Source organism: Streptococcus sp. 27098_8_113 (assembly GCF_041432545.1).
In the GTDB taxonomy this organism is placed as follows: Bacteria; Bacillota; Bacilli; order Lactobacillales; family Streptococcaceae; genus Streptococcus.
In genome coordinates this window covers 1-26,250 of sequence record NZ_JAPVZU010000016.1, presented here as the reverse complement: position 1 = coordinate 26,250, position 26,250 = coordinate 1, and the positions used below count along the sequence as shown (strand labels likewise).

23 protein-coding genes, 2 pseudogenes and 1 other annotated feature are annotated in these 26,250 nt (G+C 41.4%); of the genes and pseudogenes, 2 read left to right on the top strand and 23 right to left on the bottom strand.

Going from position 1 to position 26,250, the window contains the following annotated elements:
- Positions 1–47: 47 nt before the first annotated feature.
- On the bottom strand, positions 48–2,015 hold the full coding sequence (gene treP, locus O3644_RS08885) for a PTS system trehalose-specific EIIBC component (RefSeq protein WP_371595520.1): 1,968 nt from the start codon (positions 2,013–2,015) through the stop codon (positions 48–50).
- 185 nt (positions 2,016–2,200) lie between these two features.
- Between treP and treR the strand changes: the two genes are divergently transcribed.
- A complete protein-coding gene (gene treR / locus O3644_RS08880) occupies positions 2,201–2,914 on the top strand; it encodes a trehalose operon repressor (protein ID WP_371595519.1) in 714 nt (237 codons plus the stop codon).
- A gap of 354 nt (positions 2,915–3,268) precedes the next feature.
- Here the strand turns inward: treR and O3644_RS08875 are convergent, their stop codons facing one another.
- The 18 genes and pseudogenes from O3644_RS08875 to typA all read right to left on the bottom strand — a co-directional run bounded on the left by O3644_RS08875 (position 3,269) and on the right by typA (position 23,958).
- Positions 3,269–4,609 (bottom strand): hemolysin family protein, encoded by a 1,341-nt coding sequence (locus O3644_RS08875; protein WP_371595518.1) that lies wholly within the window; start codon positions 4,607–4,609, stop codon positions 3,269–3,271.
- A gap of 90 nt (positions 4,610–4,699) precedes the next feature.
- On the bottom strand, positions 4,700–6,346 hold the full coding sequence (locus tag O3644_RS08870) for a phosphoenolpyruvate carboxykinase (ATP) (RefSeq protein ID WP_371595517.1): 1,647 nt from the start codon (positions 6,344–6,346) through the stop codon (positions 4,700–4,702).
- Positions 6,347–6,443: 97 nt separating this feature from the next.
- A complete protein-coding gene (locus tag O3644_RS08865) occupies positions 6,444–7,568 on the bottom strand; it encodes an AI-2E family transporter (protein ID WP_268731467.1) in 1,125 nt (374 codons plus the stop codon).
- A gap of 273 nt (positions 7,569–7,841) precedes the next feature.
- Positions 7,842–8,144, bottom strand: coding sequence for a DUF1827 family protein (locus O3644_RS08860; RefSeq protein ID WP_005590795.1), 303 nt, complete (start codon positions 8,142–8,144; stop codon positions 7,842–7,844).
- A 99-nt stretch (positions 8,145–8,243) separates the two neighbouring features.
- Complete coding sequence (locus O3644_RS08855; RefSeq protein WP_371595516.1) at positions 8,244–8,696, bottom strand: NUDIX domain-containing protein; 453 nt, start codon at positions 8,694–8,696, stop codon at positions 8,244–8,246.
- A gap of 192 nt (positions 8,697–8,888) precedes the next feature.
- Positions 8,889–11,681, bottom strand: coding sequence for an isoleucine--tRNA ligase (ileS, locus tag O3644_RS08850; RefSeq protein ID WP_048764073.1), 2,793 nt, complete (start codon positions 11,679–11,681; stop codon positions 8,889–8,891).
- A 52-nt stretch (positions 11,682–11,733) separates the two neighbouring features.
- Positions 11,734–11,937, bottom strand: a binding site (T-box leader).
- Positions 11,934–12,719 (bottom strand): DivIVA domain-containing protein, encoded by a 786-nt coding sequence (locus O3644_RS08845; RefSeq protein ID WP_048764070.1) that lies wholly within the window; start codon positions 12,717–12,719, stop codon positions 11,934–11,936. (Overlaps the previous feature by 4 nt.)
- A 9-nt stretch (positions 12,720–12,728) precedes the next feature.
- A complete protein-coding gene (locus O3644_RS08840) occupies positions 12,729–13,514 on the bottom strand; it encodes an RNA-binding protein (protein WP_045499097.1) in 786 nt (261 codons plus the stop codon).
- On the bottom strand, positions 13,508–13,783 hold the full coding sequence (locus tag O3644_RS08835) for a YggT family protein (protein ID WP_061422496.1): 276 nt from the start codon (positions 13,781–13,783) through the stop codon (positions 13,508–13,510). The genes O3644_RS08840 and O3644_RS08835 overlap by 7 nt, the downstream gene beginning before the upstream one ends.
- A gap of 3 nt (positions 13,784–13,786) precedes the next feature.
- Positions 13,787–14,158: pseudogene (locus O3644_RS08830) on the bottom strand (cell division protein SepF); the annotation flags it as partial.
- 204 nt (positions 14,159–14,362) lie between these two features.
- Entirely contained in the window at positions 14,363–15,034 is a 672-nt protein-coding gene (locus O3644_RS08825; protein ID WP_371595515.1) for a YggS family pyridoxal phosphate-dependent enzyme, read from the bottom strand.
- A gap of 4 nt (positions 15,035–15,038) precedes the next feature.
- A complete protein-coding gene (gene ftsZ / locus O3644_RS08820) occupies positions 15,039–16,304 on the bottom strand; it encodes a cell division protein FtsZ (RefSeq protein WP_371595514.1) in 1,266 nt (421 codons plus the stop codon).
- A 16-nt stretch (positions 16,305–16,320) separates the two neighbouring features.
- Complete coding sequence (gene ftsA / locus O3644_RS08815; protein WP_048764060.1) at positions 16,321–17,685, bottom strand: cell division protein FtsA; 1,365 nt, start codon at positions 17,683–17,685, stop codon at positions 16,321–16,323.
- 123 nt (positions 17,686–17,808) lie between these two features.
- On the bottom strand, positions 17,809–19,002 hold the full coding sequence (locus O3644_RS08810; protein ID WP_371595513.1) for a cell division protein FtsQ/DivIB: 1,194 nt from the start codon (positions 19,000–19,002) through the stop codon (positions 17,809–17,811).
- Complete coding sequence (locus tag O3644_RS08805; RefSeq protein WP_371595512.1) at positions 18,999–20,069, bottom strand: UDP-N-acetylglucosamine--N-acetylmuramyl-(pentapeptide) pyrophosphoryl-undecaprenol N-acetylglucosamine transferase; 1,071 nt, start codon at positions 20,067–20,069, stop codon at positions 18,999–19,001. The genes O3644_RS08810 and O3644_RS08805 overlap by 4 nt, the downstream gene beginning before the upstream one ends.
- A gap of 1 nt (position 20,070) precedes the next feature.
- Positions 20,071–21,423 carry a UDP-N-acetylmuramoyl-L-alanine--D-glutamate ligase gene (gene murD, locus O3644_RS08800; protein ID WP_371595532.1) on the bottom strand — a complete coding sequence of 451 codons (1,353 nt, stop codon included), beginning with the start codon at positions 21,421–21,423 and terminating at the stop codon, positions 20,071–20,073.
- A gap of 395 nt (positions 21,424–21,818) precedes the next feature.
- Positions 21,819–22,076, bottom strand: a complete 258-nt coding sequence (locus O3644_RS08795; protein ID WP_048764049.1) for a DUF3165 family protein — start codon at positions 22,074–22,076, stop codon at positions 21,819–21,821.
- A 34-nt stretch (positions 22,077–22,110) separates the two neighbouring features.
- Positions 22,111–23,958 (bottom strand): translational GTPase TypA, encoded by a 1,848-nt coding sequence (typA, locus tag O3644_RS08790; RefSeq protein WP_005590809.1) that lies wholly within the window; start codon positions 23,956–23,958, stop codon positions 22,111–22,113.
- A 192-nt stretch (positions 23,959–24,150) separates the two neighbouring features.
- Here typA and O3644_RS08785 point away from each other — a divergent pair, with 192 nt between their 5' ends.
- Entirely contained in the window at positions 24,151–24,876 is a 726-nt protein-coding gene (locus tag O3644_RS08785) for a 16S rRNA pseudouridine(516) synthase (RefSeq protein ID WP_371595511.1), read from the top strand.
- A gap of 35 nt (positions 24,877–24,911) precedes the next feature.
- Here O3644_RS08785 and O3644_RS08780 read toward each other — a convergent pair.
- The 4 genes and pseudogenes from O3644_RS08780 to O3644_RS08765 form a co-directional block, all read right to left on the bottom strand.
- Positions 24,912–25,058 (bottom strand): annotated as a pseudogene (locus tag O3644_RS08780) (DUF4190 domain-containing protein); the annotation flags it as partial.
- Positions 25,059–25,097: 39 nt separating this feature from the next.
- On the bottom strand, positions 25,098–25,478 hold the full coding sequence (locus O3644_RS08775; RefSeq protein WP_048764043.1) for a rhodanese-like domain-containing protein: 381 nt from the start codon (positions 25,476–25,478) through the stop codon (positions 25,098–25,100).
- A gap of 1 nt (position 25,479) precedes the next feature.
- Positions 25,480–25,698 carry a YqgQ family protein gene (locus O3644_RS08770; protein WP_005590812.1) on the bottom strand — a complete coding sequence of 73 codons (219 nt, stop codon included), beginning with the start codon at positions 25,696–25,698 and terminating at the stop codon, positions 25,480–25,482.
- Between the two features lie 380 nt (positions 25,699–26,078).
- Positions 26,079–26,250, bottom strand: a 172-nt coding sequence (locus O3644_RS08765) for a ferritin-like domain-containing protein (protein WP_371595391.1), incomplete at its 5' end; no start/stop codon positions are given.

Sequence of the window (26,250 nt, the reverse complement as noted above, 5' to 3'; positions counted from 1 at the left end):
GATAAAAGGGAGGGGCTCAGAGCCGCCATCCCATGAGTTAACTATTCCTAGATGCGTTTTGCTGTCATCAATTGATCACCGCGTTTGATATGGCTAGGATATTCTCCACTTATATCTGCTACAAAAGCATCCTGTTTGGTGATAATGATAGGTGTTTCTGTCACGAGCCCTGCAGCCTTGATGACATCCATATCAAAACTAATCAGTTTTTGTCCAATAGCCACATGATCGCCTTGCTCAATATGGGCTTCAAAGCCCTTGCCGTCTAGACCGACCGTATCCATACCGATATGCATAAGCATTTCCACACCCTCGTCCGATACGATTCCGACGGCATGTTTGGTTGGGAAGAGAACAGTCACCGTACCGTTCACAGGTGACACCAACTCACCTTCACTTGGCTCAATCACTAAGCCTTGACCTATCACACCTGATGAAAATACTGGATCCGTTGCCTGACTGAGTTCTTTTACTTGACCCGCAAGAGGACTAACGATTTCTACTGGTGCGACAATCTTTGTTTCTTGATGGGCGAATTCTGCTTCTTCTTGAGCTGCAAATTCTGCTTGTAGTTCTGTATCGTCTTCCGTTTTTGTGAAAAATCCTGCTTTGCGGAAGAAGAAGGTCAAAGCCATTGGTACAACGATTGCGACAAGCATAACCCCCGCAAATGGAAGCATATATTTTGCTTGGATAGAAAGAATACCTGGTAAGCCACCAATCCCGATAGCATTGGCTGTGATATTAAAGGTTACAGAGAGCAGACCAGCAATAGATGAACCAATCATCCCCGCAACGAACGGATAGATGTACTTGACATTGACCCCGAAGAAGGCTGGCTCAGTGACACCAAGGTAAGCCGAAATAGTAGCCGGCAAGGAAATTTGTGCTTCCCGTTCATCATGACGATTCATAAGGTAATAAGCAAAAACAGCTGAACCTTGAGCAATATTGGACAGAGCAATCATGGGCCAAAGACCAGTACCACCAGCATCCGCTACCAACTGAGTATCAATCGCATTGGTCATATGGTGAAGACCTGTGATAACAAACGGAGCATAAAGGGCACCAAAGACAGCACCAAAGAGCCATTTAACAGGACCAGTCAAACCTGCAAGTACGACTGTTGAAAGTCCCTGACCGATTGTCCAACCGATAGGACCTAAGACTGTATGAGCCAAGATCAAGGCTGGAATCAATGATAAGAAAGGCACAAAAATCATAGAAACCACTTCTGGAATATGTTTCCGCCAGAAGATTTCTAGATAAGACAAGGAAAGTCCTGCTAGCAAAGCTGGAATGACCTGCGCTTGGTAACCGATACGATTAACAGTGAAGAAACCAAAGTCCCAAACCCAATTCTTAGCAATTTCGGCTGCTGGTGTCGATGCCACTGCGTAAGCATTGAGCAGCTGCGGTGACACCAAACAGATCCCCAAAACAATACCCAGAATCTGGCTAGTCCCCATCTTACGAGAAACAGACCAAGTGATTCCTACTGGTAAGAATTGGAAAATCGCTTCACCCGGAAGCCACAAGAAATGGTTGATCCCAGCCCAGAATTGAGACACTTCTGTGATGGTTTTCCCATCCAACATAGACCAATGAACGCCTTCAAGGACATTCCGAAAGCCGAGGATCAATCCTCCGACAATCAAGGCTGGAATGATTGGAGTGAAGATTTCAGCTAGAGTCGTCATGACCCGCTGAACTGGATTTTGATTACTCTTAGCTGCTGACTTGGCTGCTTCTTTGGAAACACCCTCGATACCTGATACAGCTGTGAAATCATTATAAAAAATCGGTACGTCATTTCCAATGATGACCTGGAACTGCCCAGCATTAGTAAAAGTTCCTTTTACGACTGGAATGGCTTCAATGGCCTTAACATTAGCTTTCTTTTCGTCACCAAGTACGAAACGCATCCGAGTCGCACAGTGAGTGACCGCTGTAACATTCTCTTTGCCGCCAATTGCCTTCAGCAAATCCTTAGCTTCCTTTTCAAATTTTCCCATTTGACTTGTGGCTGGAAATCATCCAGCACTCTCCTTATATTTTGATCTCGCTAGTTTCTTAACTAGCTTACAAACTCAATTGTAATCGATAACAATCCTGTATGCAACTTGTTTGTTGTAAAAATAGAAGATTTCTGCTAAAATTTTGATAGTTGTATGATAAAAAGAATACAAGTGAGGGATTTATGAAGAAATACAAACAATTATTCAAACAAATTGAAAGAGATATTCTAGGCGAAAAATACCAATTCGGAGATTTTTTACCTAGTGAACATCAGCTGATGGAAATCTACCAAGTCAGTCGGGATACAGTTCGCAAGTCTTTAGCGCTCTTGCAAGAAGAGGGGCTGATCGAAAAAGTGCGGGGGCAGGGCTCCAAAGTCGTCAAACAGGAGCAACTAGACTTCCCTGTTTCCAACTTAACCAGTTATCAAGAATTAGTGGCACAGCATCAGCTTCAATCCAAGACCAATGTCATCAGCCTTGATAAAATCACTGTAGATAAAAAGCTCTCCAAAACAACCGACTTTCCAGAGTACCGCTTGGTTTGGCGTATTGTCCGGCAGCGAGTGGTCGACAACATTGCTTCTGTCTTGGATATTGACTATTTGGATAAAAGCTTGGTGCCAGATCTGACCAGAGAAATCGGAGAGCATTCTATCTATGCCTACTTAGAAGAAACCTTAAAGCTTAACATTGCCTATGCCAGAAAAGAAATTACCATCGATCATGTTAGTGACCAAGACCAGATCCTTATGGACATCGGCCGAGACCAGCATGTCGTTTCTATCAAATCTCAGGTCTATCTAGCTGACGGTCGCCAATTTCAATACACAGAGAGTCGACACAAATTAGATAAATTTCGCTTCGTGGATTTTGCTACTCGGCAGAAAGAATGAAGTCGATGATTCAGCAAACATAAAAAATCTCCTCTGTCAGCTAAAATCTAGCGAGCAGAGGAGTTTTCCTGTTCTTTGGTTTGTTGTTTAGTTTTATACGTTTTTTATATTTAGGAGATGATATGAAAAATTTATGAAATGTTGATACGAGAATCTATTTCTTGCTTCTATTGCTAGTACTGGCTAGGATGCTTCGTTTAACTTGGAGCGAATGAATGATTTCTGATAGGTTACTTTTACTTTATATGTCATTGGACTGCCCTCATTTCTTATTTGTTGAGACTAGTATAAGACTTTCAGCTTAAGCATTCCTTATAAAAATCTTGCGGAAAACTTAAAACAAAAGAAGCTGAATTATTTTTCAGCTTCTTCATCTTCTTCAATGATTTCAGATATTTCCACTTTTACCTTAGTGACACGGCCATTTTTAACCTTATCATTGGTCAAAATCATTTTTTTATTCTGGCTTTCCACTTCATAGCTGAGCCGTTCTGTTGGATTTGGAATGGTTCCAACACCAGTCAGATAATAACCAGCAATAGTATCCACATCATCACTATCGATTTCAACTTCAAAATATTCATTAAAGTCATTGAGGGTCATCGTTCCTAAAACAATGTAGGTATTCTCACCGATTTCATGAACTTCGATAGCAACCTTGTCTGTTTCATCTTCAATTTCACCGACGATTTCTTCTAGCAAGTCTTCAAGCGTCACGAGACCTGCCATACCACCATACTCATCCAACAGAATCGCCATTTGATTTTGGGTATTCCGGAGAGATTTGAGCAAATCATCCACAAAAATCGTTTCAGGCACAAAGAGCGGCTCTTGCAGAATCTTGCGGAGGTTTAGATTGTCGAATCCATTAGCGAAGGCTTCATTCAGTAAGCGCTTGGTGTGAATCAAACCGATTACATTGTCCTTGTCGCCATCATAGACAGGAATCCGCGAGAAATTCTGCTTGAGGATGCTTTGGATAATTTCCTTGGTATCATCCTGAATATCAACCATAAAGGCATCTGTCCGTGGCACCATGAGTTCACGCGCCACCATTTCATCCAGCGAGAAAATCCCCTGCAGCATTTCGATTTCATCTGCATCCAGTGTCTCCTCACTATTGGTCAGCATGTACTCAATCTCATCTCGGGTCATTTTTTCATCCGCATCATCAAACTTCATCGGCGTCATCTGACTGAGAAGATTGGTAGAAGCTGAAAGCAACCAGACGAAAGGACTGACAATTTTCCCGAGGAAGATAATCACTGGTGCAGTCCGAATAGCCAAACTATCCTTAAGATTCATAGCGATTCTCTTAGGATAAAGCTCCCCTAAAACAATAGAAATATAGGTAAGGAGGGCAAGAGCCAAGAAACTAGCAACTGCATGCGCCGTCTTGGAATCACCCATCCAAGAAGCAAAGATTTTCCCTAAATTATCCGCAAAGCTTGCCCCCGACAGGATATTAATGACGGTAATACCGACCTGAATCGTCGACAGAAAGTTATTGGGACTTTCAAGAACTTTTAATAAACGAATATATTTGGCATCGCCTTCCTCGGCTTTTTGCTCGACGCGAGCTCGATTGAGTGACACCATCGCCATCTCAGAAGCTGAGAAAAAGGCATTTAGTAAGGTTAAAACGAATAGCAGTATTGCTTGCAATAAAATACTCTGACTGCCAGGGTCTTCCATGGATTCTTCTCCTAAAAATTATGATCAACCTTGATTATAACATATTTTTAAGATTCGTGCACAAGGATTTATCGGAAAGCGTTTTGCATCTTAATTCTCCAAATCCTGCAGGACTTTTTCTAGCCGAGAAATAGCTCCGACAGGCAGGGCTGTCTTGGGATATTTCTGATTGAAGGCCAGCAGGAAGTTTAAACGAACCTGCATTCTTTCACGAATGAGCTGTCTGTACTTGTCGTCAAAGTTTGGAACAGCATAGCCCTTATAATCCAAGTATTCAAAACCTTCCAAAGGACCAAAAGGCTTAAATTGAGCCCTTCCCTCTACAATCTGCTCGATAATATCTAAAGATACTTCCTTTGGGATACCTTTGCCCATATAAAAGCCAGTATTGATAATGTAGCAAGCGACCCCTGACTCAAACAAACGACGGAATTTCCGATAATCTTCCACCAGTGGATAGACCCGGAAAGGATTGGCATAAGGCTCAATAACCAAGTCTTCGTGCAAGCCAGTGACATTCTCGGCATTGGAACGCTTGGTCATCAGGGTGCAGCCCATTGTAGAAGCCATCAACGGATCATTGATCTTAACCAGTGGCGGCAGAGAATCATCCTTCATAATCCAGAAGATAGCGTTGATGGGCTCATCAATTCTGTCTACTCGATTTGGAGTCGCAAAGCGCGATTTGACAGTCCGTCCATTCCCGTTACGGATGTCCTCTGTTACTAGCTTTTTCCGCCCATTTTCATCCAGCATCACTCCACAGTTCTGCACGGTGACAAAGAAATCCTGCTCACTGTGACCCGTAGGGTAGTCATTGGTCTTGTCAAAATAAGACGGTTCGAGGGCAATAGAGGAGCCATCCTTGACCGAGATAATGAAGGCATCGTCATGGAGAACCTTGATGTCATATTTATGGTCATGTTTAGCATGCGTCAATGTAGATTTTCCTGAACCCGACAGTCCAAAGAAAGATGCAACATAGTCCTCTTTGTCCGTATTTTGCTTGAAAATTTTCAAGCCCCCGTGGCAGGCCACATAGCCATTTCTGGCAGCCGTCCCCCAAGCCAAGGTCAAGGTCGCCTTTTTCAGCTCTCCGAAATAATTTAAGCCCAGAATAACGGCGCAATTATGATTGGTATCAAAGTAAACCAAACCTTCAGGATAGTCTGGATGCTTCCACTTGGGATCAAAAAAGACAAAGATATCGTTTTCTTCGTACTTTTTAGAAGCTCGTAGGCGGTTCTTAAATTCCTCATCCAAAATCTGGAAATTCAAGAGCCAAGAATAGAGATTGTTGATTTCTTCCTGAGGCACCATCATGTGGGCGCAAACCATGAAGTCCTCATCCAGCCCCACGACTGCATCTGCCTTATAAAAGGTCCTCTGATGTGCCTGATAAACAGCACTACGAACTAGAAACAGCAAGTGCTCATCTTCCTGACGATCTCTGCCATAAATTCGTCTAGCCTTGGCAGTTCGGCCGACAACAGCCCCCGAGTTAGTTAATAAAACGCGGGCATAAGAAGGAAGTCCCAGCTCCTTAGTATGAATCACCGGCATGTCCAGCACAACCGTTCCAGCAGCTACCGAGGCCAGTTGATAGGCCTCTTCTACGGTCTTGATTGCCTGCACCTGATTCTCATAAAAGGCTGTCTCTACAATGGTCTTCAAGGGCGAAAAATAAGAAGAATCTTTTCTTATTTCTTGCGGAGAAAATTTACGACGTGTTACCATAACGATACCTCCTTTATGCTATTACTATTATTTTAGCATAAATATCCAATGATAGACCATAAAAAATGCAGTAAAAAAGAGAAAGGCGAGCTTTCTCCTATTTTTTTATAATACCAAATTCTTCATTCTTCTTTTGCTGCTGAGCTTCTTTGTGATTATCATAAAGGTTGGCCAGGAATTTCACGATTTCCTTGAGGATGGAGTAGGTCGGAATCGCTACAATCATGCCCATAATACCATAAATATTACTAGATAGAAGCAAGAGAACCATAATCGTAATGGGATGCACTTTCATAACGCTCCCAACAATACGAGGATAAAGGATATTTCCATCAATCTGCTGGATAATCAACATATAGATCAAGGCTGCCAGCATTTTATGCGGGTCGGTAAAAAAGTAGGTAATCAACATAGGAATCAAGCCGATACTAGGGCCCACATAAGGGATCAAGTTGGCCAAAGCCGAGAAAATGGCAAAGACTAAGGCATACTTGAGTCCAATAACACTGTAACCAATATAAGCCAAGGTCCCAATCAGCAAGGCATCAATCGAAATACCACTGATATAACGGGCAACCGTCGCATTGAGATTGGTCAAGAGACCGGATATATTGAGCTTATCGCGCTTGAGAACGGTCCGCTCCAGCATAGGCAAAAGCTTGTGCCCATCCATCAGGAAGTAGACCAAAAAAATCGGCGTCATGATGAGAATCATGAGGGTATTGATGACAGCAGACACTACGCTACCCAGACTATTGGTAACACTATTTAAAATATTTTGCAGAATATCTACATAGGACAGGTTGAGTTGCTGGATAGTAGACTGAATATTTAAACTCTTAAATAAAGGATTTTTGGATAATTGATTGACAAAACTCTGAATTTCCCAATAGAGATTTTGTGTCGAGTTGATCAAGCTGGACAGCTGGTTAATCAAGATTGGCAAGAGGTAGATTACTCCTATTGTCACTAGACCAAACAGCAGGAAAAGAGTGATTAAAATCCCGAAAATCCGATTGATTTTCAACTTTTTTTCGAGCAGTGTCACCAGAGGATTTGTAATATAGTAGAGAAATCCTCCCATAACAAAAGGAATTAAAATCGTATTGATAACGCTCACCACTGGCGTAATCATATCTCCCATCTGCCGCCAGATGAAAAAGATAATCGTCAGCAGCAAGACTTCACTGGTCCAAAACATTAACTTACTTTTATGAAACATCTTTACTCTCCTCCAAGTTATTTTACCATAATTTATCATAAAATAAAGGTGATTTCATAAAAGAAAGAATAAAAATGGAAACATTATTAAGTTCGAAGAATTTGGCTAGTCAGAAAAGATCACACAATTTAAAATCTAAATCAGACAAATAAAAAATCACCTGAAAGCAAGAGCTGAAAAGCGGAGTCTTTCAAGTGATTTTGCTATTACCTCCATCAGGAAGCAAAGAATACAATTGAGAATGTAAAACTGTTTAAACCCGTAAACAAGTCATTATCCTTTAATCGGGATTGAAATCTCAATCAGACTATTAGCATAGATCGTCCGAATGGCAGAGGCGTCAATATTCTTTTGGTCAATTTTTCGTTTCAAAAAGAATTCTCTAATTTTTTCAATTTCTTGCTCTCTGATTGCGCGATGCTTATTTGAAATGAGAATTTCGTAATGGCTAGGGGCCTCTGTGAAAATAACATCACTATTGCCTGCAGAATAAACCTCTACCAGCGTTGCATCTGTGCTTTCCAACTGATTTTTTACTAATTCTGCGTGGGTATTCGTCGTATTTATAAGCTTCATTCATTTGCCTCCTACCTTAAATCGTCGCTATTATTATAACACGTTTTTCAGGAATTGTGAACGATTACCTGTAATTTATATCATTTTACATATAGCAGGTTAGTTATTCTGATATTCGCGCTTCCACTGCTCAATTCCCCATTTATGGCTGCCACGTTTCAATTTTTCTATTGCAAGTTCGACAGGAAACCATGCTAGATTATTAAAGTCTTCCAGTGGCTTTTCTACTTCTTGATAAGAAAGGGCTTCGTAAATATAGGCGGGGTTATAAAAATGCGTGTCCCGATGGCGTGAATAAAAATATTCGTCCGCTTGACCAAAGTAATCTCCTACTTGAACGCTAAAGCCAAGCTCTTCCAGCAATTCCCGCTCGAGAGTAGCCAACTGATCCTCGCCTTCTTCCATTTGTCCTCCAGGAAGAAACCAAGCGCCATTAGGAGCTTGTACTAAAATAATATTTTCTTTCTTTTCATCCGGAATCACTGCGTAAACTCCATAGCGTGTCACATACTCGACATTTTCCTCATGAACTCCAAAAACTGGATGGGTCATTATCTTTCCTCATTCCTTCTAATCTTTACTACTATCATAAATAACTTATACTAGCCTGTCAAGAGTTTGAACTTATTTTTTCAGCTTTCACAAGGAAGCTGAATTCCTTCGTTCTCAAGTAAAAAGCCCGCCTCAGTTGAGACGGAACTTTTTCTACTGGCTATCAGTCAAACCTATTCATGTTAGACTGGATTATTTTTCTTCAAATCCTTCTGCAACTGCATCCGCAAAGTTTTCTTCTACGATGCTTGCACAGTGGTCACAGATAACTGCATGATAGCTACGGTCTGCAGTAGTTGGATCGATACGACGGCAACGGTCACATACTTCACCTGCAGCACGTTCAACTGTAAAGGCAACATCCTCAAAGCTAACTGCGTCTTCTGGGGCTGATCCTTCAGCAATGGTCAATTCTGACACGATCAAAAGTTGAGCTACATTGCTATCCACTGCTCCGAGAAGAGTTTTCACCACTTCATTTGGATAAACTGTCAAGTGTGCTTCAAGCGATTTACCGATCACCTTGGCATTACGAGCTTCTTCCAGAGCTTTTTGAGCTTGTCCACGGAAGTCCATGAAGGCTGCCCAGGTATCCAAGATTTCTTCTTGATTAGCAAATGTTTGAGCTTCTGGCAATTCTGACAATTGAACGAAATCTTCTGCTTCATGCTCAAGATATGACCAGATTTCCTCTGCTGTATGAGGCAGGATTGGTGTCAAGAGTTTGGTGATTTTGACAAGAATGTCATAGAAGACAGTCTGCATTTGACGACGTTCGAGTGATTTGGCACCTTCGATGTAGACAACGTCTTTAGCGAAGTCAAGATAGAAGGCTGACAAGTCAACGTTGATAAAGTTCACCAAGGCCTTGTAGATTGTCAAGAATTCAAAGTTGGCATAAGCATCACGAATCGTCTTAACAAGCTGGTTAAAGCGAATAGTCATGTACTTATCAACTGAACGAAGCTCATCGTAAGCTACTGCATCCTGCGCTGGGTTAAAGTCAGAGGTATTGGCAATCAAGAAACGAAGAGTGTTACGGATCTTACGGTAAGTTTCAGAGACTTGGCTCAAGATATCCATAGAGATACGCACGTCGTTGCTTGAGTCAACACTTGTTACCCAGAGACGCAAGATTTCAGCACCGAATTGTTTTTCAACATCGCTTGGAGCAATGGTATTTCCAAGAGATTTAGACATTTTCTCACCTTTACCGTCAAGGGCAAATCCTTGTGACAAGATTTGTTTGTATGGTGCTACGCCATGGTTGGCAACTGATGTGATGAGTGAAGAGTTGAACCAACCACGGTATTGGTCAGAACCTTCTAGGTAAAGGTCTGCTGGGTATTTGAGTTCTGGACGGTTTACCACAACTCCATTCCATGATGAACCTGAGTCGAACCAAACATCCATGATATCCGTTTCTTTCTTGAACTCGCCATTTGGTGAACCTGGATGGGTAAATCCTTCAGGCAAGAGGTCTTTGGCATCACGTTCCCACCAGACAATAGAGCCGTGCTCTTCAAAGAGTTGAGCCACGTGTTCAATGGTCTCAGCTGTCATGATAGGTGTACCATCTTCAGCATAGAAGATAGGAAGGGGAACTCCCCAAGCACGTTGGCGAGAGATGACCCAATCGCCACGGTCACGAATCATGTTGTAAAGGCGCACTTTACCCCATTCTGAGTGGAACTTCACTTTTTCAATTTCGTCCAAGATTTCTTGGCGGAATTTAGATACAGAAGCAAACCATTGTGGCACTGCACGCCAGATGATTGGTTTTTTCGTACGCCAGTCAAATGGGTAAGAGTGAGAGATTTCTTCTTGCGCAAGGAGTAGATTACCAAGTTTTTCGATAACAGTTGGAACTACCTTGTCATAAAATTGACCTGCAAAGTCAGGACCAGCATTTTCCATCATAATCCCGCGTTCATTAACTGTTACAGCAACTTCAAGACCGTTGGCAACACCGACATTGTAGTCATCCTCACCAAAACCAGGAGCTGTATGGACGATACCTGTACCAGAGTCAGTCGTAACGTGGTCACCAAGGATCACCAGCTCATCTACAGCCGTATCCCATGGGTGGGCTGTTACGATATGGTTCAATTCTTGTCCACGGTAAGTTGCTAAGACTTGTACATCAGCCCAACCAAATTTCTCAGACAAACTGTTCAACAATTCTGAAGCAACCACAAACTTACGAGTTTCACCAGCTGGTTGTACGACCACGTAGTCAATATCCGCTCCAACCGTCAAGCCACGAGAAGCTGTGATGGTAAATGGCGTGGTTGTCCAGACAACGATATAGGTGTCTGTATCTAGAACACCTTTCCCATCTTTAACTGGATTGGCATAATAAAGGGAAGTTGAAAGCAAGTCATGGTATTCAACTTCCGCTTCAGCAAGGGCTGACTCAGATGACCATGACCAGTAAACTGGCTTAGCACCACGGTAGATATAGCCTTTTTTAGCCATTTCACCGAAGACGCGGATTTGAGCCGCTTCATAGTCTGGAGTTAAGGTCACATAAGGGTTTTCCCAGTCACCAGAAACACCCAAGCGTTTAAAGTCTTCACGTTGTTTATCAACTTGAGAAAGAGCATACTCACGGCAAAGTTTCAAGTACTCAACCAAGTCCATTTCTTTGCGTTTAACACCCTGTTTTGCCAAGACCTGCTCGATTGGCAGACCATGTGTATCCCAGCCTGGGATGTAAGGCGCATAGTAGCCAGCCATCGATTTTGAACGAACAATAATATCTTTAGAAATCTTGTTCATAGCGTGTCCAACGTGGATATTTCCGTTTGCATATGGAGGTCCATCATGCAAGGTGAAATGCGGTTTTCCTTGGTTCAATTCTTGACGACGTTGGTAAAGTTTTGCTTCTTCCCATTCTTTTTGCCAAACTGGTTCTTTATTTGGCAAGCCAGCACGCATTGGAAATGCAGTTTTCCCAAGATTCAGGGTTTCTTTGAGTTTCATTTAGTCTCCTTATTCCATCATAATTTTCAAAATAAAAAACCACAAACTTCTCCGAAAGGACGAAAATTCGTGGTACCACCTTTGTTTAGACAGGAAAAAACCTGTCCCTCTTAGCCTGTAACGTAGGCCGACGTCGTTTCTTACTCGCTTCAGAAACGATGAAGCAGAATGATAAGTCAAACAAAAGGGATTACAGGTCTTTCACCACCACCTGCTCGCTGAAAATATTTTATTTGCCTTGTGTTTCTGCACTTATAAAAGATCCACTTGAACTTTAGAATCTTCATCCAAATCTGAAAGTTCTCCAGATTCTAAAATTTCTTTCTGTTGTGCTTGGATCAGCTCTTCATCTATAGTCTGAAGAGTCTGTGTTTCTGCCAAATCTCGATTTGCTTGCTCAATTCGTTCTTGCAATTCAGCTAATTCTTCAGGTGAGAATTGGCGCGTAACATCCACTTCTTCCTCTAGCTCGACTTTTTCTCCAAGCGCTTCTTCAACTACCATTTTAAAGGCTTCATCACTGGTTTGAAGATAGGTAGCAGTCGGGCGAAGGATATCTTCCCAATCTGGAGAGTCAACAATACTTAGTTGACTTTCAATCGTCGATTTGAGGCGCTGATGGAAGACACGCGTTTTATTTTTTAATTCTTCTGTCTCAACAGCTACTCTTTTAGCATTATCTGTAGCCTGACGAAGAATGTCATTTGCCTTATACTTAGCTCTATCTAATAAACGTTGCGCATCTTGCTCTGCTTGCTGCACAATATTTCCTGAACGCTCTTGTGCTGCCTGTTTGACCCGCTCTGCTGTATCTTGTGCAATCAAAACAGATTGGCTGAGCGAGTCTTTCATTTCATCAAAATAAATTAGGCGCTCTTCAAGATTGCGGATTTTTGCTTCTTTCTCATGATTCTCGCGGATTAGTTCCTCATAATCATTGACAATGATATCAAGAAATTCTTCAACTTCATCAATATCATACCCTCTAAATTTGGTCGAAAAAGCTTTATCTCTAATATCTAATGATGTTAGTGCCATATTTCCTCCTTATTTGCTAGGTAATAATTCAACTGTTAGTTTATGCTTCCCATTTTTGGAAAAACCATTTTCTGTTAAAATCTTAAATCTTCCATATTTCCTAACGCTAATCAAATCTCCCAGAGAGAGCTGGTGACTAGGATTATCAATGGTTCTGTAGTTCTGCTTTACCTGCTTCCCCATGATTAGTTCCACAGCTTGACTGCGTGATAACTTAAACACTATCGCTACCAGCTTATCCAATCTGAGACTAGAGACCAGAACATCTGTTGTTTTAGTCGCCGGTGACTCTTGTAGCTGCTCTCTGAAATCAACTCTTCTTAGCCGAACTGGAACTTTAGCTATTTTAGAAACATTCGTAATGAAATATTCTTCTAATCTTCTATCCACAAATACCTGTGCACGGTCATCCACGACGATAATATCGCCAAACGTCCGCCTCTCAATCCCTAGCTGATGCAAAAGGGTTCCCATAATTTGTGAATGAGTCACCTTATAGAACTTACTTGCATAGGTAATCTCTAGCAAGACCACATCGAAATCTTCGAGTTCTAATTGGTAATAGCTAGGTGCAATCAACACTTTAGCAAACTCGCTTGGAAAATAATCTGAACTAGCAAATACTTGCACATCATATTGCTTACTCAAATTTTTGAGAATATTGACCTGATGAGGATTCAAAAAAGCAGTCGTCTCATAGCTATATTGATTTTCTACTCTTTGAAGCAATTCCATGCTTTTATCCAGAAAATCTTGATCATCCTGAGAATAATGCTGATAGATATTGTTTACCATAGCAATAACAAGGAAGCGAGGAAGTGTAGAAATAAGGTATCAAGCACTCTCAAGGCAAAAAGTGCCGCCAGAACAGTAAAGTCTAATCTACCAAACTGCAAGGGTAACCTGCGGAACAAACGCAAAAATGGTTCAACCAGAGAACCGACAAGCCTTCCTAGGGCTGTTTGGTAAGCTCCAGGGAACCAAGACAAGAGTGCATAGACGAAGACGAGAAGGGAGTAAAGATCAATTAGATTAGAAACTAATTTTAAAATAAAGTAAATCATTAATTATCTGCTGCGTTTCATATCAAAATCGTATTCACTCAGATCCACATCGTTTGGAAGGCGAATATCTTCTACATTGACAACAACATTGATTGGAGTGAGTAAGTACATGGTACTAGCAACTTTTCTCAAGTTCCCAGCCAAAACATAGCGCGCCCCATCAAGATAATCCAAGCAACGTCTTGCTTGTACCTCTGTCATATATTGAAAATCAATTAAGATACTCTCATTCGCCACAAGTAAATCAACAACCTCTGTTGCTTCCTCATATTTTTTCGGATAGCGAACATCAATCGTAACCTTCTCACTAGATTTCACTCGATGCTGAGCCAGTTCTTGTTGGCGAGCATGCAATCTAGTAATATTTTCCGTTGCAGGCTTTTGTTGGACTTGTGAAGAAGCTGAACGAGTACGTGCGTTTTCCTTTGCCGATGCAGCCGGAACTGGCTCGATCTCTGCAGGCTTCAAAACAGAATCAGATTCATCTGAAGGCTGTACTGGTAAGTCAGACTTCTCCCCATCTTCTGTAAAGTATTCTATAAATTTATCAAATTTATCTTTAAATGACATAGTTCTTTCCTATTTAAAAAATGCTGTTCCGATTCTGACATAGGTTGAGCCGTTGGCAATCGCTTCTGGATAATCACGGCTCATTCCCATACTCAAATCAGAAAAGGGCATGTTTTTTAACTGTTTGCTTTGTAAGTTTTGTTGAAGCTGATGTGCCTCTGAAAAAATCTGATTCAGCTCTTGATGATCAGCTTCGAGTGGAGCCATGGTCATCAGGCCAACAATGCAAATATTTTCTAAGGCTACAAGCTCTGGTAAAACACTATCAAGTTCTTCAACTAAAAAACCGTGCTTGCTTTCTTCTTTTGAAATATTCACTTGCAAGAAACAATTAATCACATGATCTGCTCGCTTGTTGATTTCTTGAGCCAATTTGACAGAGTCTAAAGCATGGAAATAATCAACATAGTTGATCACATCTTTCACTTTTCTTCTCTGCAAACTACCAATCAAATGCCAGGTAAGGTTTTCTTCCTTTAAAGCATGATATTTTTCAAGAAACTTATCTACTCGATTTTCTCCAATATGTTTGATTCCTGTATCCACGAATTTTTTCGCTGTTTCACAGTCAACATACTTGGTAACCGCAATAATGTTTACGGAGTCCTTCAATCGATTTTCTTTTTCAACCATTTGAGCAACATTTTGAAAAATTAAATCTTTATTTGCTTGAAAATCCATTTAATTAGCGATTTCTAAAGAATGGCGGTGTTTCAAGTTCGTCATCTTCTTCCTTAATATCTGTAAAGCGCTCTACACGGCTAGATGGCACAGGTTCTGCTTGACGAACGATTGATTCACGACGTAAATCCCAGTCTCCAAAGGCTGAAGCTCTAGAAGTTTCTACAGTTGAGCGATGAGAAGGAGCTGGCATTTCTCTTGTTTCTGCCATATCAAAGTTTCGATCATAATGAGCAGATGATTGTGCTGAGCGTACTTGCTCAGCTCGGCTCGCATGTTTAACGCCTTGCAATCCACTTACCTTATCAACCTTATCCTCTTTAACACCTGTTGCAACAACAGTCACACGGATTTCATCCTTCATAGATTCATCAATAGAAGTACCGAGCCAGATGTTGACACCATGACCAGCTGCCTGATTAACGATTTCAGAAGCTTCTTCCGCTTCAATCAAAGTCATATCTAGGCCACCAGTAACGTTGACGATCACGTCTTCTGCACCGTCAATAGTTGTCTCAAGAAGTGGAGAGTAGATAGCTTTGCGAGCTGCTTCAATAACACGTTCTTCACCGCTTCCGATACCGATACCCATCAAAGCATTACCCTTGTTTTCCATAACAGTCTTCACGTCTGCAAAGTCAAGGTTAATCAAGCCAGGGCTAGTAATCAAATCAGTAATACCCTGAACCCCTTGGCGCAATACGTTATCAGCTTCACTCAAGGCTTCCAGAAGCGGAGTTTTCTTGTCAACAATTTCCAAAAGGTTGTTGTTTGAAATAATCAAAAGAGTATCTACATGTTCACGCAGTTCATTGATTCCTTCAACGGCAAAATTACCACGCTTGCTTCCTTCAAAGCCAAATGGACGAGTTACAACTGCTACAGTTAAGGCGCCTACTGATTTAGCAATGCGAGCAATAACTGGTGCAGCACCTGTACCAGAGCCACCACCCATACCAGCAGTGATAAAGACCATGTCTGCTCCTTGAAGGGCTTCTGTCAAAACTTCTTCGCTTTCTTCAGCTGCTTTACGACCAACCTCAGGTTGACCTCCAGCACCCAGACCACGAGTCAACTTAGGACCAAGCTGGATAACTGTTTCTGCTTTTGCACTGCTAAGTGCTTGCACATCTGTATTTGCTGCGATAAATTCTACGCCAGCAAGACCTTCATCGATCATTCGGTTAATAGCGTTTCCGCCGCCACCACCGACACCAATTACTTTAATGACTGCGCCTTGTGCAGCAGCCGCATCAAATGAAAATGTCATAATCTATTTATTCTCCTTACTCAAACATATTACCAATTAAATTGCGCATCTTATCTGTAAAACTAGCTTTTGGTTCCTCTTGTGGTACTTCATTTCTAAGCGGTGCAATTTCTGGTTCCACCTCTTGAACTGGTTGAACTGGTTCAACCGGCTGATGATCAAAGCGAGGTACTCTATGACTTGGACGTTCAAAGCTAGTTGCTTGATGACGTAACTGCTCGTCTCCACGAACAGCAGCTTGTGCAATTCGATCCACTTCGGTCAGATTGCCCGCATACTCTGAAAGACTAATCACGTGAGCAAAAGCTGGATTACGGATACCGATTTGATTTGGTACATATAATTTAGTGTGAACACCAAATACTTCCTGAGCTAATTCTACAACGCCAGGTAAGATCGCTCCACCACCAACGATAACGATACCACCAGGAAGATCTAACACGTGTCTTCTATCTAAATCTTGCTTGATTTGTTCAAAAACATGTTTGATACGAGCAGAGATGATTTCAGCTAGATAGGTTTCTGTTATTTCAACTGGATTAACTTCCCCGATGACTTCAACTGGGAAAGATTCTGTGCCTGCAAATGGTACATAAGCTACACCATAGTTAAATTTCAAGCTTTCTGCCAATTTCTGAGAAGTTTTCAAGACTTTTGAAATGTCTTTTGTGACATAGTCCCCGCCTTCTTGATAGATATTGGTAAACTGTAATTCTTGATTTTTTACAGAAGCAACTGTAGTTTGTCCGCCACCCATATCAATGACTGTCGCACCAAACTCCCGTTCTCCTTCGTTCAGGATGGATTTTGTCATCGCTAAAGGAGAAATGATAATATTTTCCAATTTCACTCCTGCACGCTCTACTGTCTTACGGAGATTATGCAGGATTGTACGAGGACCAGTGTAGAGTAGGCCACGCATTTCTAGGCGAATCCCCATCATACCACGAGGATCACGGATTCCTTGGAAGCCATCAACAACAAACTCTTCTGGAATGAAGGTAATTACTTCACGGTCAGGAGTCATGCTCTTGGTCAAGGCAGATCTTACAACGCTCTCGACATCTTCATCGGTAATTTCTTTGGAGTCACTAGTCACAGGAATCATTCCTTGAGTTGGCTCAATTTGCAATAGATTTGCAGGCAAGCCAACATTCACTAGTCCAATTGAAATCCCCGCTTTTTCCTCTGCTTGAGAAATTGCTGACTTAATAGCTGCTGCTGCTGCTTCAATATCGACAATAATCCCATCTTTAACGCCAGCACTCTTTGCATTGCTGACTCCAATAACATTCATTTCACCGTTGATGTGCTCTGCCACCAACACTTTAATTGTGCTACTTCCTATATCTAATCCAGTAAAAAAGCCATCTCTAGCCATTACATCAGTCCTCTCTGTCTTCCACGTTTCCATTCTAATACAAATAACTCTAGAAAATAGGGTTATCCAAACTTTATTATATCATAAAAATACGAAATTGGCGCAGTTTTTTATCTATAATAATTAGTTATTTTCAGAAATCTCTGGCTTTTCTGCCTGAGATTGAGCAGAATGCTCGGTAGATTGCTCTGCATGTTGAGTTGAAGATTCTGTATCTTGCGCATCGTTGCTAGCTTCATGGATAGCTTCATTTTCTGTGCCTTGGGCATAGCTAAAAATACCAGCCTCCATATCAACTACACTTGGCACTTCCAACTGAGGATGAATTCCTTCATAGTAAGGAAGTTTCTTAGCAATATGAGAAATAGGAACTAAAATTTGGTGTTCATCAGACATGGTAATAGTCACTAAATCTTCTGTCACCTTGCTAGGAGTTAAATCAACTTTTCTAATGCTCTTTTTGACTGAATCGGGAACATTCTTCAGTTGTTGAACGAATTCCTTGATCAAGCCTGCATCCGAAAAGGTCACATCCATCCGCTCTTCCGGCAAGGCATCAGCCGCAACCTCATTTTTTACGTATTCTCCACTCGTTAAAATGGGATAATACTTAGAATCTTTCTGCAAATAACCTAAAATGCCATATTCCTGAACATCGATTTTGAAAGTCAGTGGGAATTGATAAGTCATTTCTACATTTTCAATCCAGGGGCTAGAAGCTTTCAGATTTTGCTCGTAATGATGGCGATTTTTGTAAACAGTAACAGTATAATCGCGCTGATCGATTTTGCTACTGCTTCTTAGTTCTTCCTGACTCACAACCTTGTTCCCAGTAAATTCAATGGTCTTCATAGTTGCAAGCGGTGTGAGAAAATAAAGGGAAGCTAAAAAAACTAGGGAGCTTGTCACTAAAACTGGCAAAGCTCGATACCAATGAATTTTCTCAATTGGAACTTTTGAAAACTCAAGCTGCTCTACTTCTTCCTCTTGCTCTTCTTCTTGTTTTTGGACTTCCTCTTGCTCCTCAACTTCAGATTCACTTTCAGAATCTTGAACTGCATCTTCTTCCTCACTTGTAGGAGAGTCTGTGTCAATTTCTTCGGAGACAGTATCTTCTTCGTTAGAAGGCTCCTGATTTTCCAGTTCCGCCTTCATTTCTTCTTTTTTCTGCTCTAGTTCAGCTCTTTTTTTCTCTAACTCAGCTTGCTTTTTTGCCTTTTCTTGAGCTTTTTTCTCAAGATACTCTTTGTTTCTGACTTGCCATTCAGAAAGAGAAAGTTGAGCAGTCTCTTGCTTATCTTCCTTACTTTTTTTCATTTTTTCCCTTTGTTAATATCTTGCTTCAAAATTTCATAAAATTCATCTACTGATGTTAATTCAGGTGCTTTTTCCATTCGTTGATAGTAAGCATCCTTTTCTCTTAGTAAATCATCCACTGCTACTTGGAGATTGACCCGATTCAAGTTTTCTTCATTGATTTTAAGCGCATAGCCTTTTTCCAAGAAGTAATTGGCATTTTCAATCTGATCTCCTCGACTTGCCCCAAGCCCCAAAGGTACAATCACTTGCAACTTCTTCATAGCCAGTAATTCAAAAATCGTATTGGAACCACCTCGTGTCACGACGACATCTGCCATAGCCATTAGTGGCTGATATAGATCTGTCACATAGGACACTCGGTAAATGCGATGGGAAAGCTCATCCAAGCTAGCATCGCCCGTCAGATTGATAATATTGTATTTTTCAATCAAGCGATCCTTATTTTTGGTAATAAAATCATTGAAGACTTTCGCTCCTCCTGAGCCACCAACAAAGAGCAAGGTAGGTTTTCCTTCTGTGAAATGGGCCTTAATTTTCTCAATCTCAGCTGGTTCTGTTTGAGGGAGGGCCGCAATCTTGGTCACCGCTCCAACATGTTCAGCCTTGCTCAGTCCTTCTGCTTGTTCAAAAGTCGTGAACATCTTTGTCGCGCATTTATAACCAATTTTATTGGCCAAACCAAGCGACAAATCAGACTCATGGATAAAGACTGGAATGCCTGTCACCTTTGCCGCTATCACTGGCGGAACAGACACAAAGCCTCCTTTTGAAAATAGAGCTTTGGGACGGACTTTTAACATGATACCCAGCGACTGGAGAATGCCGCCTGCCACTTTAAAAACATCCCAAAGATTCTGCCAAGAAAAATAGCGACGGAGCTTGCCAGTTGCAATCGAATGGAAAACAATAGGTAGACCTGATTTTTGAATTTCCTTGTACTCAATCCCATGGCGGTCACCAATATAATGGACTTCCCAGCCCTCTTCGATAAATTTAGGTATCAGCAAAAGATTGAGGGTAACATGACCAACTGTCCCTCCGCCTGTAAATACTATTTTTTTCATTTTATCCCTTTAATTCTTTAAATACTGCAAGGAATTCATCGCCCCGCACTTCAAAATTCTTATACATATCCCAGCTAGCATTGGCCGGACTGAGAAGGACAACATCCCCAGGCTCCGCCACAGAAAAGGCTTTGCGAGTAGCATCTCTGATATCTGAAGCGTCCAGATAGCTTACTTCTGCCTGATCCGCAGCCCGCTTAACACGCGCAGCCGATTCTCCCAGAATCACCATCTTTTTCAAGCCCTTGATATCTGGCACCAATTCATCAAATTCATTGCCACGATCCAGACCACCAGCAATCAAAATGACCTTGCTATTGTCAAAGCCTGACAAAGCTTTTTGTGTCGCTAAAATATTAGTTGATTTACTGTCATTGTAAAATTTGACTTGATTGATTTCGCCCACATACTGGAGACGATGCTTGACACCACCAAAATGAGCCAGAGTTTCTTTAATAACTTGATTGTCAATCCCGCGCAGTTTGGCGACAGCAATGGTTGCTAGAGCATTTTCTACATTATGGCTACCAGGCACGCCTAGTTCAGAAGCTTTCATAATGGCTTCCCCACGGAAGGTCAGCACATCGCCGTCCAAGTAGGCTCCATCGACTTGTTCTTGGGTTGAAAAAGGAATCACCTGGGCTGCCGTTTTCTTAGCCAATTCTTTCGCCAAATCTTGATTGAAATTCAAAACGACATAGTCAGAAGCCGTCATATTTTTTTGGATATTCCACTTGGCTGCCACATATTCCTCAAAAGAGCCGTGATAGTCCAGATGTGTCGGCATCAGATTGGTAATCACCGCTATTTCTGGATGGAAGGCTTCGATTCCCATTAGTTGGAAGGAAGAAAGTTCCATGACCAAAGTGTCTGTTTTACCCGCATCTTGAGCGACTTGACTAGCTGGAAATCCGATATTCCCAGACAAAAGACCATTTTGACCACCTGCTGTTAGCACTTCCGCAATCATGGTTGTCGTAGTCGTTTTCCCATTGGAACCAGTAATCCCAATAATCGGTGCATCCGAAATCAGATAGGCTAGCTCCACTTCAGTAATAACAGGAATCTTCTTTTCCAAAGCCCTCATAACCATAGGATTATTGTAAGGAATGCCCGGATTTTTCACCATCCATTCAAAATCTTCATCCAATAACTCCAATGGATGACCACCTGTCACGACCTTAATTCCTTCTTCAAGTAAAGATTGGGCAGCTGGATTTTCCTCGAAAGGTTTCCCATCATTAACCGTCACAATCGCTCCCAATTTATCCAAAAGACGGGCAGCTGACTCCCCTGATTTAGCTAAACCCAACACCAAAACTTTCTTATTGGCAAATTTTGAAATAGTCTTCATCATGTACCTCTTCATTCATACTACCTTCTATTTTACCTTTTTTTGCGAAAATAAAAAAGTCATATCAGGCTTTTATTTTAACTGTTAGCCGCTTTTAATAAATAAGAAGAAATATTATTCTATTTGAAATCTTTGAAAAATCTATTTATACAGGTGATAACTATCTATAACATTTGATTGCTAGTGTCTTATCAAGCCTGACCTGCTCACTGATTATCAACAGAATTCAAAAGAATTAGGCTCTCGCTAAATGAAAAAATATCCGTATCTGTATTTGTTTTTACTCAGATAAAATCACTATCGAAGAATTTCGCTTTAGATAAACAAAAGGAATTAGGCTACCGAAAGTCTACACGACCTTTGAAATCCTAATTCCTTCCTTATAGTTTATGGGTTTAAAGTTCTTTTGATTTCTGAGATGGTACCAGACGCTCAATGTCCATCAAGGCCCACACTGTAATAATAATCAAAAAGATACTCACAAATAATTCTCCAGGTAATTTAAAAATTTGAAAAATTGCTAAAGCAAACAAAATGATCAAGGCAACCAGCAAGAGTACGAATGTCAAGACATTCAACGTCCCCTTAATACTAGTTGGAATGGCAAATACATAGAAAAGCAGGATTAATATTCCAATAATCAGGTAAATCATGCTGCTCCTTTCTACCATCAGTCAACTAAATGATTTATTCCGCTGCTTGTTTTTTCTTATTTTTATTAGCTTTTTCGCGTTCTTGCTTGTTCAAGATTTGTTTACGCAAACGGATAGACTCAGGTGTTACTTCCATGTATTCATCGTCGTTCAAGAACTCAAGTGACTCTTCAAGGGTCAAGATACGAGGTGTCTTGATAACAGCTGTTTGGTCCTTAGTAGCTGAACGAACGTTGGTCATTTGTTTGGCCTTGGTGATATTAACAGTCAAGTCGTTTTCACGAGAGTTTTCACCGATGATCATTCCTTCGTAAACCTCAGTACCTGGGTTAACAAAGATAGTACCACGTTCTTCGATAGACATGATAGAGTATGTTGTAGCCTTACCAGCATCGATAGAAACAAGGGCACCACGGTGACGTCCACCAATTTCACCTGGGATGAGTGGCAAGTATTGGTCGAAGGTATGGTTCATGATACCGTAACCACGCGTCATTGACAAGAACTCAGTTGAGTATCCGATCAAACCACGCGCTGGAACAAGGAAGACCAAACGAGTTTGACCATTTCCAGTTGAAATCATATCCAACATTTCACCCTTACGTTCAGAAAGACTTTGGATTACAGATCCTTGGTATTCTTCTGGAGTGTCGATTTGGACACGCTCAAACGGCTCACATTTAACACCGTCGATTTCTTTTACAATAACTTCTGGACGAGATACTTGAAGCTCATATCCCTCACGACGCATGGTTTCGATCAGGATTGACAAGTGCAATTCTCCACGACCTGAAACGGTCCACTTATCTGGTGAATCAGTTGGGTCAACACGAAGGGAAACGTCTGTTTGTAGCTCAGCCTGCAAACGTTCTTCCACCTTACGAGACGTTACCCATTTACCCTCACGACCAGCAAATGGTGAGTTATTCACCAAGAAGGTCATTTGGAGCGTTGGTTCATCGATGTGTAGGATTGGAAGAGCTTCAACTGCGTCTGTCGGAGTAATAGTTTCACCAACGAAGATATCTTCCATACCTGAAACGGCAATCAAATCACCCGCTTTAGCTTCTTGGATCTCACGACGTTCTAAACCAAAGAAACCGAAAAGTTTTGTAACACGGAAGTTCTTCGTTGTGCCGTCTAGTTTAGAAAGAGTAACTTGGTCCCCAACTTTCACACTACCACGGAAGACACGTCCGATACCGATACGACCTACGAAGTCATTGTAGTCCAAAAGTGAAACTTGGAACTGCAAAGGCTCATCTGAGTTGTCCACTGGAGCTGGGATATGGTCGATGATGGTATCAAAGATTGGTGCCATTGTTTTTTCTTGATCAGCTGGATCGTCTGACAATGAAGATGTCCCGTTAATCGCTGAAGCATAAACAACTGGGAAGTCTAGCTGGTCATCATCTGCACCAAGTTCAATGAAGAGTTCCAATACTTCGTCCACTACTTCTGCTGGGCGAGCTGATGGTTTATCAATTTTGTTAACCACAACGATAGGTACAAGATCTTGTTCCAAGGCTTTTTTCAATACGAAACGAGTTTGTGGCATGGTTCCTTCGTAGGCATCTACGACCAAAACAACACCGTCAACCATTTTCATGATACGCTCAACTTCTCCACCGAAGTCCGCGTGTCCTGGCGTGTCCATGATGTTGATACGAGTTCCGTTGTAAGCAACAGCTGTATTTTTAGCAAGGATCGTAATACCGCGCTCTTTTTCGATATCGTTTGAGTCCATAGCACGTTCTGCCAATTCAGTACGTGCATCAAGAGTTTCAGATTGTTTCAATAATTCGTCAACGAGGGTTGTTTTCCCATGGTCAACGTGGGCGATAATCGCAATGTTACGGATATCTTCTCTTAATTTTGTCATGATTTCCTCTAAATCTTATTATTTATTTCCAACTAAAAATTATAACACAGTTTTTTCCAAAAAACACGGGCTAACCAAGTGTAAATGTTTTCATAGGTAAATCGTAAACTGTAGCTATTTTTGCAATTTTACTTCCGAAAGTGTATGATAAAAAGAAAAAAGAATCGATCCAAACCGTTGAAAGGAAAACTCATGCGCCTTGATAAATTCTTAGCCCTAGCTAAGATTAGCCGGAAAGAGATGAAACAAAAACTGCGACTAAGGCAGATTGTAATTGACGGTCAAGCAGCTCGCTCCCTCAGTCAAAATGTCGATAGTGGCCTCCAGTCCATTAGCCTAGCTGGTAAACCTTTAAACCACCTAGCCCAACATTATTTTCTGATGAACAAGCCCGCCGGTGCTGTCACTGCCAATTCTGACTCGGATAAGATGACTGTCATAGATCTAATTGCCCCAGAAGATTTTAACGACCAGCTTTACGCCATCGGCCGTTTGGATCGTGATACACGAGGTCTGCTTCTGATCACAGATAATGGGCCACTGGGATTTCAGCTCCTCCATCCACAATACCATATCGCAAAGACCTACTATGTCGAAGTCAACGGTCCTCTTGACCAAGAAGCCATAGTTGCTTTTCAGCAAGGCATTGTTTTCCTGGATGGCACTCGTTGCAAACCCGCTCAACTTCAGATTCACTCGACTAGCTTCGAGCACTCCACCGCCTCAGTTAACATTTCTGAAGGGAAATTTCATCAGGTCAAGAAAATGTTTCTAGCAGTTGGTGTCAAGGTCACCTATCTCAAACGCACTCATTTCGGTGATTTTCAGCTGGATCCCAATCTAACAGAAGGCAGTTATCGACCGCTGAATCCTTCCGAACTCGAGATTATCAAAGGCTATTTGGAACAAACTTGGTAAAACAAAAAGGCTTATTCAAGCCTTTTTATTATTTATTACATAAATCCATTCATAGTCAGAAGAAATCCTGCAATCCAGTTGATGACAGAAATGACAATACCGACGATATTAAGAATTCTTTCTGTTTTATAATCTAATTGAGTTTCTTTTTAATGAGAATTGCCCAAAATCAGACCAATTAAATTATAAGTAGTTAGCTTTGTATATATTTCTACAAAGAATCAGCTTGTCTTTACCTTGCCACTCCATGAATCAAGACCGTAAGACAGGATATAAATATCATTAAAACCTTGCTTCTTCAAGTAGATTGCCGCATTAGTCACACGTTGCCCACGGCTGTTTTCATATAGAAGAACTGGTTTGTCTTTGCGAAGTGCATTGATACTAGACTTAAGCTGTTGAGACGGAATATTGCGCGCCCCCAAGATATGCTTGCGATGGAAATCCGATGGATCACGCAGGTCAATCAATTGCCCCTGACGAATCAAGCCTTCAAACTCACTATTATCTACTACCTTAGCTGCACGACGAATACGGAAATAATTGAAGCCCATCCAAGCCAACATTCCCAGCAAGATTGCCCATAAAGTCCAAATTCCCATTCTAGTTTCTCCCTTTATCTTCTAAATACTTCAACTCTACTTGATGCTCTCTGCGCAGGACCGCCTCAGCCTCCAGATAATCAAGCTTATCCATCAGGCCAGCATCGTAAATCCGCTCCAACTCAATTTTCATCATCTCAATATCATAAAGACGCTTGCCCATATAGATAATGATCCCGAAATTTTTAAGAAATTGCTGCACATCATAGAGTGTTTTCATGAGCTATATTTTATCAGATTTTAGCAAAGTTTTCAAGATGACAAAACAGAAAAGACAGCCACAAAGGCTGCCTTTTCAGGAGATTATTATGAAAAAGAAAAGTTTAGGAGTTCTATCAAACAAAGTTAGGAGGTCTTCATTTGATAATCTTAGTATAAGGGAAGAAGCTTAAACAATCCTTAAGAAAAAACAGAGAGTGGGACAGAAATCGGTAATTCGTTAGAATTCGATTTCGTAGTCCCACCTCCGCACAGTTGAGTAGGGCTGTAAAAGCTGATGAAATCAGCGTAGTAGAGCCCACTCAACCACTGCGTCTTGCTCGACAATCCAAAGAAAATTGAGAGGCTAGGACTTTTGTCCCAGCCTCTTTAAACATCATTTTACAAACCTGGTGCTTGGCCAAGTTCAGCTGTCAACATCCAGATCGTCTTTTCAAGGTCTGCCTTAGCACCAACGAAGATATCGTTGGTCACATCGTCGCCTTCTTCATCTGTCACATCCATAGCTTCTTGGTAAAGATCTGTCAGATAACGGAAGATTTCAATCACGCGC